Origin of the sequence: Thalassolituus sp. UBA6592 (assembly GCF_002433655.1) — a bacterium.
Classification (GTDB): domain Bacteria; phylum Pseudomonadota; class Gammaproteobacteria; order Pseudomonadales; family Oceanobacteraceae; genus Venatoribacter.
Window position 1 is genome coordinate 1 of record NZ_DJIO01000033.1, and the last position, 4538, is coordinate 4538.

Below are 4538 nucleotides of genomic sequence, written 5' to 3' on the forward strand. Positions count from 1 at the left end.
GTGCGGTAAGAGCGCACCGCGCAGCTGGCAACAGTTTGTGGCACGGTAAACTCCACCCGAAGCAAGACCAAATAGGTTCCCTACAGGCGCGGCCCGCGCTGGGAACGGGTAGGTTGCTGGAGCCTGTGAGCGATTGCAGGCCTAGACGAATGACTGTCCACGACAGAACCCGGCTTACCGGTTGGCTCAATTTATTTAAACCCCGCATGCTTTGCATGCGGGGTTTTCTTTTTTTAAGGGCTGAGCAGATTCTGAGGTAAGCGTGTTCTGGACAGTGACTGCCCACGACGTCTCATAAGCAGATTCAGGGCTTACCGGTTGGCTCAATTTATTTAAACCCCGCATGTTTTATCATGCGACGTTTTCTTTTGCGTTTTCCCTCGCATACGCACAGAGCAGACTGTCGATGTCTGGCAATGCTTTAGGAGTGCTTGCTGGCAGGTAGTAATTTCTTAATAACTATTTCAGTCCTGATTCTGCTTTCCTGCGCTCAGAATATGGCCGGTTGGTGATTGTGAAATCCCTCAGGTTATTTACCGGTAAGTAAAGTTGTATAGCGCCTGTATAAAGCAGATATAAGAAAATGAAGTAGTGTTTATATGTTGTAACAGATTGGTCTGCCTGTGCGTGCAATATTTAAGGTTTATTTAAGCTTTATGTGAATGGATTAATTACTTTGGTTTGGGTTGCATGACATCTATTTCAGTTGCGAGCTATTGGAACATTTTTGCAGGGTGCAATGAAAAAAGCGGAAGGTTTGCAAAAGTAAAAAGTACGGGAAAAGAAATAAATTAATACAATAAAGGGAAAGCAGGCAGAAAGAAGACAGAAAAAAGAAAGGTTAAGAGCAGCTGGTAACAGCGGGTGAAAGTTCTTATTTCAGGGTGGGGAGCTCAAAACATCGGGTCTGGTTCAGGACAAGAGAATCAGAACGTCGGGCTAAGGGAGTGGTTAAGGCAGCAAATTAACAACAAAAGGTGAGCCGCTGTTTTTGGCTCACCTGTGCGTTATTCTTTAACAGCGATGGCCTGTACCACAGCACCAATGCCATTGTGGCCTGTGCCTTCGGTGACGTTACGCTGTAATTCCAGAAGATGACGGAAGTGCAGAGCGCTGAGCTCTTTTTCCAGAATAGGCACTGACATCATCATATTTTCTTCTTTCGGCCCACCAGTGCCCAGCTTCAGCTGATTGGGCGTATAGGCTTCCAGCAGCAAAACACCACCGGTCTTCAGCGCACGGCATACCCGTTGGTGTACACTGCAGCGCAGCGCAGGCGGCAAATGACAGTAGATGGATACAATGCCATCCCACTGATCGATGCCCATATCAAATGACGCCAGATCCGCTATCCGGTAATCAATGCTGACTTTGTGTTTCTCAGCCAATTTCAGCGCTTTTGCACGACCAACTTCGGATTGGTCGACTGCAGTGACTTCATAGCCGCAACGCGCGAGATGCACGGCGTTACGACCTTCGCCTTCAGCCAGACAGAGAATTTTTCCCTTTTGCAGGCGCTGAGTATTTTCGGCCAGAAAACGATTGGGTTCCGTACCGTAAACATAGGTACTGGAACTATAACGTTCGTCCCACATAATGTTTTCTCTGAAAATTTGCAGGCAATCTTATCAGCTCTGGAATAATCTGAATCAGCTGAAATAGATTGTTGTTTATATGGATTAAAATCACTGGCTTTTATAGTACGAAAGACAGAGTAATGCGGATCTGGCGTGCAAAATTAAGGGGAGTAAATTATTGGGTTTGCATCATTGTGGTGCGTGAAAACGGCGCCAATCTGGGTATTTGAAAGATAAAATCTATCAAAAAATCTTTTCTTATATCTTATGTTCCATAATAGTGATCAGTAATTATCTGATTAATCTGGTTGGATATTCTGCAGAGACTTACTGTTCTTTTTATTGGTTACAATCAGCTTATGTTTCTGTCACGTTGCGGTGCGCTGCATGGGCTGGTGGGCTAGTAGGCTGATGGTTATGCCAGCGCTGCCAGGCAAAGACGCTGCAGAAGCCTAAGCCATACCAGCCACTTTCATATCAGCATCTGGCGGCACACGGACAGTGAAGTAGCGTATTGCTGCGCCCCCTCTTACAATCCCCTTTTCGCCGGGTCACCCAATACGGAGTCAATGTGTGTCTGAGTTAATCCATCGGCTGACGTCCGCAGTACGCGATCTGACGGCAGACTCCCGCATCTGGGTTGGCCTGAGTGGTGGTCTGGATTCCGTGACGTTACTGCATGCTTTGCTGAAAGCCGGAGTTGCGGCCGGACGCATTCAGGCTTTGCATGTCCATCACGGCCTGTCCGCCAATGCCGATGACTGGCTGTCATTCTGTCAGCAGCTCTGCGATCAGCTGGGGGTTTCATTGATCAGCCGCAAAGTTGTGCTGACTGACAGTGGCAATGGTACTGAGTTTGATGCCAGAGCGGCACGTTATAAGGCGTTCGGCAGTCTTGTGGGGGAAGGCGAGGTTCTGTTGTTGGCTCATCACGGCGATGATCAGATCGAGACTTTTTTTCAGCGCCTATTCCGCGGAGCGGGTCTTGGCGGACTGTCGGCGATTAAGAGTGAGCGTTTACTCGGTGCCGCTTTGCCCCAGAAAGCTACTGATCAGAAAGCCGCTGAGGAGAAGCCCGCAGATCCGGCTAACGACAGCGCAGGCATCCGCATCCTGCGCCCATGGCTCGATATTCCGCGCCGTGAGCTGGAGGCCTGGGCTGATTCTGAAGGGCTGACCTGGATTCACGATGAATCCAATGACGACACGCGGTTTGAACGTAACTGGTGGCGCCATGAACTTCTGCCGCAGGTTTTTGCCCGCTTCCCCGGCAAACAGAAAGCCCTGCTGCGCTCTGTGAATCAGCTGGCTCAGGATCAGGCGGTGCTGACTAAGCTGATCCGTCCCCATACAGACAACTGCATCACTGCCTGCAGCTGGCCCCATACCTTACCTCTCAGCTGTAATCTGGAGGCGCTTGGCGCTGAGGATGCCGATCTCATTCCTTATATTCTGCGCGACTGGCTCGGCCGCCTGAATCTTATGCTGCCCTCGGCTAACTGGCTCGATACCCTGATCCGCGATGTGATTCACGCCGCTGAGGATAAACAACCAGAGCTGGCTCTGGGCGCTTTCACCGTGCGGCGATACCGTGCCGCGTTATTTGTGGTGGCTGATAAGCTTCAGCACTCAACAGCAGAATTGGCAGGCGCGCAATCTCTGCTGAACGTTGAGCCTTTAGCCTTTTCTCCGCCTGCTCAGCCCGGTGTTACGCAGCAGCTGCCGTTATGGGACGGTAGCGTATTGCAGGTGACATTGGCTGCGGATGACGGAGCTCACACTGCCAGGCACATCATGGCCGGAGATTATCGGGTCTTGCCCGCTGCACAGCTGCGCGGCCATAAAATTCAGGCCGCGGGCCGCCCGGCCAAAACACTGAAGGCGGTTTTTCAGGAGGCTGGTGTTCCGGTCTGGTTGCGTGACAGTTGGCCGGCACTGGTACTGGGGGACGACCCACTGGAGCAATCAATGCGTCTGGTGGCGTTACCCGGATTGATCTGTGCCGCGCAATACAGCCCGGGCAGCGCTGAGCCGCTGGCGGATAATCCGGCGAACAGTAAAGACACGGCCGGTCAGAGTTGGAGCGTGCGCTGGGGAGGTCACAATCTGTTACCGGATTGACCGGAATTTCACTGGCTTCCTCTTGTCTGAGAGTTATTGGCGCAGCGACTTTTATCATTTTCATTCATCCGCTGAACGCCGCTTACGTACACAGCTGATACGTACACAGCTAATACGTACACAGCTAAAAGGAAAGAAACGTTTATTATGACCTTGGTCAGACCGTTAAGCCGGATTGGACATCAGGTAAAAAGCCCCGCGAAAATCGTTACCCTGGCGGCTTTGCTGATTTCTCTTTCGGCCTGTAATCAATCGACAGAATCCGTCACTCATGGGCAGCAGGCTCCGCTAAGCAAAGAACAACCAGCCACGGCAGGCGTTGCTGATGATAGTCAGGCGGTGACTGCCTCAGCGGACGGGGCCATGGTGGTTGCCGACGAAATACCAGAGACTACTAAGGCAAAAGAGCCAATTCAGCTGAACCTTTCTTTGCCGGATTATGACTGGGACGACGCTGGTGATGACGACTCTGCAGCATTGCAGGATTACCATTCGCTGCCGCCGTTATTTGGCCGGCCTGCGGATGAGCGGGTACTGAACTGGTCCGGTAAAGTGTATCTGGATGAATCTGAAGAGGCCCGGCAACGCCCTGTGTTCGACACTATTCAGGGAGCAGAGGTCGGTATTCAGGTGAAAACCCGCTGATCCTGCAGACGGGCTTTAACCCGTTCACAGGGGCGGGCTGGTTTTTCTGCTACAGGATTCCGGCACATATGTTCCGTTGGGGCTTATGCCTCAGCGGTAAGCCTGCTAAAGTCAGATAAACCTGACGTATGAGCGAGCCTGTATGAAGCTGCACCAGTTTCCGATTTCCCACTACTGCGAAAAAATACGCTGGGC

General features: G+C 51.4%; 3 protein-coding genes and 1 other RNA gene. 3 read left to right on the top strand and 1 reads right to left on the bottom strand.

The features are described 5' to 3' along the window. Positions 1-193: RNase P RNA component class A (rnpB, locus tag B2Z72_RS03045), an RNA gene on the top strand; the annotation flags it as partial. Positions 194-1007: 814 nt separating this feature from the next. On the opposite strand, the gene B2Z72_RS03050 is transcribed toward rnpB, so the two are convergent. After that, on the bottom strand, positions 1008-1595 hold the full coding sequence (locus tag B2Z72_RS03050) for a class I SAM-dependent methyltransferase (protein ID WP_296982885.1): 588 nt from the start codon (positions 1593-1595) through the stop codon (positions 1008-1010). Between the two features lie 555 nt (positions 1596-2150). Between B2Z72_RS03050 and tilS the strand changes: the two genes are divergently transcribed. Both tilS and B2Z72_RS03060 read left to right on the top strand, forming a co-directional pair. After that, positions 2151-3698, top strand: a complete 1548-nt coding sequence (tilS, locus tag B2Z72_RS03055) for a tRNA lysidine(34) synthetase TilS (RefSeq protein ID WP_296982884.1) — start codon at positions 2151-2153, stop codon at positions 3696-3698. Between the two features lie 147 nt (positions 3699-3845). Further along, positions 3846-4343: a hypothetical protein gene (locus tag B2Z72_RS03060; RefSeq protein ID WP_296982883.1), complete on the top strand. Its 498-nt coding sequence runs from the start codon at positions 3846-3848 to the stop codon at positions 4341-4343. Positions 4344-4538 lie beyond the last annotated feature (195 nt).